Genomic DNA, 3,123 nt, shown 5'->3' with positions numbered 1-3,123 from the left:
GCCTTGTTGAGTGAGATTTATAGTGTATTGGGTTTTAAAATTATAAAAACCTGCCTGAGTAATCAGGCAGGTTTCATTTGTTTGAAAGACAGATTAGTTTTTGTCTTGGTCAACCAGTTTGTTTTTAGCGATCCAAGGCATCATAGAACGCAGTTGTGCACCCACTTTTTCGATTTGGTGGTCGGCAGTCAGGCGGCGGCGGGCAGTCATGCTGGCGTAGTTGACGGCACCTTCTTGGATGAACATTTTGGCGTATTCGCCGGTTTGGATGCGTTTCAAGGCGTTGCGCATGGCCTCGCGCGATTTGTCGTTGATAACTTCCACGCCGGTAACGTATTCGCCGTACTCCGCGTTGTTGGAAATGGAGTAGTTCATGTTGGCGATGCCGCCTTCGTAAATCAGGTCAACGATGAGCTTCATTTCGTGCAGACACTCGAAATAGGCCATTTCGGGCGCGTAGCCTGCTTCGGTCAGGGTTTCAAAGCCGGTTTTAATCAACTCGACCACACCGCCGCACAATACGGCTTGTTCGCCGAAGAGGTCGGTTTCGGTTTCTTCGCGGAAGTTGGTTTCGATTACGCCGCCTTTAGTGCCGCCGTTGGCTGCTGCGTAAGACAGGGCAATGTCTTTGGCTTTGCCACTTTTATCTTGGTAAACGGCGATCAGGGAAGGTACGCCGCCGCCTTTCAGGAATTCGCTGCGTACGGTGTGGCCTGGGCCTTTAGGGGCGATCATGATAACGTCGAGGTCGGCGCGAGGTACGATTTGGTTGTAGTGTACGTTGAAGCCGTGGGCAAACGCCAATACTGCGCCTTCTTTCAAGTTAGGCTCGATTTCGTTTTTGTATACGATAGGTTGGTTTTCGTCAGGCAACAGAATCATTACAACGTCGGCTGCTTTGGTTGCTTCAGCAACGGTGCGCACGTCGTGGCCGGCTGCTTCGGCTTTTTTCCAAGAGCCGCCTTGGCGCAGACCGATTACGACATTTACGCCGGAATCTTTCAGGTTTGCTGCGTGTGCGTGACCTTGTGAACCGTAACCGATGATGGCAACGGTTTTGCCTTTGATCAGAGAAAGGTCAGCGTCTTTATCGTAATAAACTTGCATTTTATTTCCTTAGTGTAAGAGGGTTCCGGATAATCCGGGTTGAGTTAAAAGTAATAGGGGTTTAAGCGGGGACTTGGTTCATCAAGACGATTTCCAATGCTTCGGTTTTTCCTTCGATGGATTTGACGAAGTTTTGGAAATGTTCGCTGGCATTGTGTTCGTCAATAGCTGCTTGGGATTTCCAGCTTTCTACGAATACGAAACGGTTGGGTTTGCCGATTTCTTGGTGCAGGTCGTAGCTGATGTTGCCTTCTTCTGCACGGCTGGCTTTGACCAATTCTTTAAACTGGGCAGCCAGAGCCTCGGTGTATTCGGGTTTGACGGTAACTAATGCAACGATTTGGATGCTTGACATGTTTGTCTCCTACTGTTTTTCAGACGGCCTTTGTAGAAAGTAAAAGGCCGTCTGAAGATACAGCGTTAAATTTTCAAAATACGCTCGCCACGGCCGATACCGGCTGCGCCTGTGCGTACGGTTTCCAAAATTTGGGCGCGTCCGACTGTTTCGAGGAAAGAGTCGAGTTTTTCGGTAGAACCTGTGATTTCGATGGTGTAGCTGCGGTCTGTTACGTCAATGACGCTGCCACGGTAGATTTCGGTCAATCGCAGGAATTCGTCACGGTCTTTACCTACGGCGCGGACTTTTACCAACATCAGCTCGCGTTCGACAAAACGGCTTTCGTTCAAATCGACCACTTTGATAACTTCAATCAGTTTGTTGAGCTGTTTGGTGATTTGCTCGATAACGTGTTCGTCGCCATGGGTAACGATGGTCATGCGAGACAAGGTTTTGTCTTCGGTTGGTGCAACAGCCAAGGAGTCGATATTGTAATCGCGTGCGGAGAACAAACCTACCACACGGCTCATCGCACCTGATTCGTTTTCCATCAGAATAGATAAGATATGTCGCATTTTTCTCTCCTTACGCTGACAATGTTTCGCGCATATGCGGCGGCAGAACCATCTCGTCCAAGCCTTTGCCGTTGCCGACCATGGGCAGCACGTTTTGTTTCTTGTCGGTCAAGAAGTCCATAAATACCAAACGGTCTTTTTGTTTGACTGCTTCCAAAAGCGCGCCTTCAACATCGGATTTTTTGTCCACACGGATGCCAATGTGTCCGTATGCTTCAGCCAGTTTGACGAAATCGGGCAGGGAATCGAAATAGGTTTCCGATTCGCGGTTGCCGTAATACAGTTCCTGCCATTGGCGAACCATGCCGAGATAGCCGTTGTTCAGGGTAACGACGTTCACCGGAACGCGGTATTGGAAGCAGGTGGACAGCTCTTGGATGTTCATCTGAATCGAGCCTTCGCCGGTGATACAGAATACATCTTGATCAGGAGCAGCCAGTTTCGCACCGATGGCATATGGTAAGCCGACGCCCATTGTGCCTAAACCGCCGGAATTGAGCCATTGGCGAGGACGCTCGAATGGGTAATATTGGGCGGTAAACATTTGGTGTTGACCGACGTCGGAAGTGATGATGGCAGAATTATTGGTGATTTCGGCCAGTTTTTGAATGACGTATTGCGGTTTGATGATTTCGCTTTCATTATCAAACCACAGGCAGTTGCGCGAACGCCATTCTTCAATGCTTTTCCACCATTTATCCAATGAGTCGGCTGCAGGTGCAGATTCTTGCTTGCCCCACAATTGAATCATTTCAGACAATACGTTTTTTACGTCGCCGACAATCGGGATATCCACTTTGACGCGTTTGGCAATGCTGGACGGGTCAACGTCAATATGAATAATTTTTTTGGCTTTTTCAAAGAATTTGGAAGGTACGGAAATCACGCGGTCATCAAAGCGCGCACCGATTGCCAGTACAACGTCTGCATTCTGCATGGCGAGGTTGGCTTCGTAAGTGCCGTGCATACCCAGCATGCCCAAGAATTGGCGGTCGCTGGAAGGGTATGCACCCAAGCCCATCAATGTACCGGTACAAGGAGCGCCGATCATGCGGACGAATTTGGTCATTTCCTCAGAGGCATTGCCCAAAACCACGCCGCCGC

Annotated in this window: 4 protein-coding genes; all 4 read right to left on the bottom strand. The window is 49.4% G+C overall.

The annotated features are described in order from the left end of the window. Positions 1 to 93 precede the first annotated feature (93 nt). A complete protein-coding gene (ilvC, locus tag ACTHUT_RS16655) occupies positions 94 to 1,107 on the bottom strand; it encodes a ketol-acid reductoisomerase (protein ID WP_003680040.1) in 1,014 nt (337 codons plus the stop codon). Positions 1,108 to 1,168: 61 nt separating this feature from the next. After that, positions 1,169 to 1,462: a putative quinol monooxygenase gene (locus ACTHUT_RS16650; RefSeq protein ID WP_070583491.1), complete on the bottom strand. Its 294-nt coding sequence runs from the start codon at positions 1,460 to 1,462 to the stop codon at positions 1,169 to 1,171. A gap of 65 nt (positions 1,463 to 1,527) precedes the next feature. Further along, positions 1,528 to 2,019 (bottom strand): acetolactate synthase small subunit, encoded by a 492-nt coding sequence (gene ilvN, locus ACTHUT_RS16645; RefSeq protein WP_003685820.1) that lies wholly within the window; start codon positions 2,017 to 2,019, stop codon positions 1,528 to 1,530. Between the two features lie 10 nt (positions 2,020 to 2,029). Then, a partial coding sequence (locus tag ACTHUT_RS16640; protein ID WP_440419114.1) for a thiamine pyrophosphate-dependent enzyme occupies positions 2,030 to 3,123 on the bottom strand: 1,094 nt, incomplete at its 5' end.

The organism is Neisseria sp. P0022.S010 (assembly GCF_051956635.1).
The sequence above is the reverse complement of the archived record's forward strand: the minus strand, read 5'-3'. Positions and strand labels throughout refer to the sequence as shown.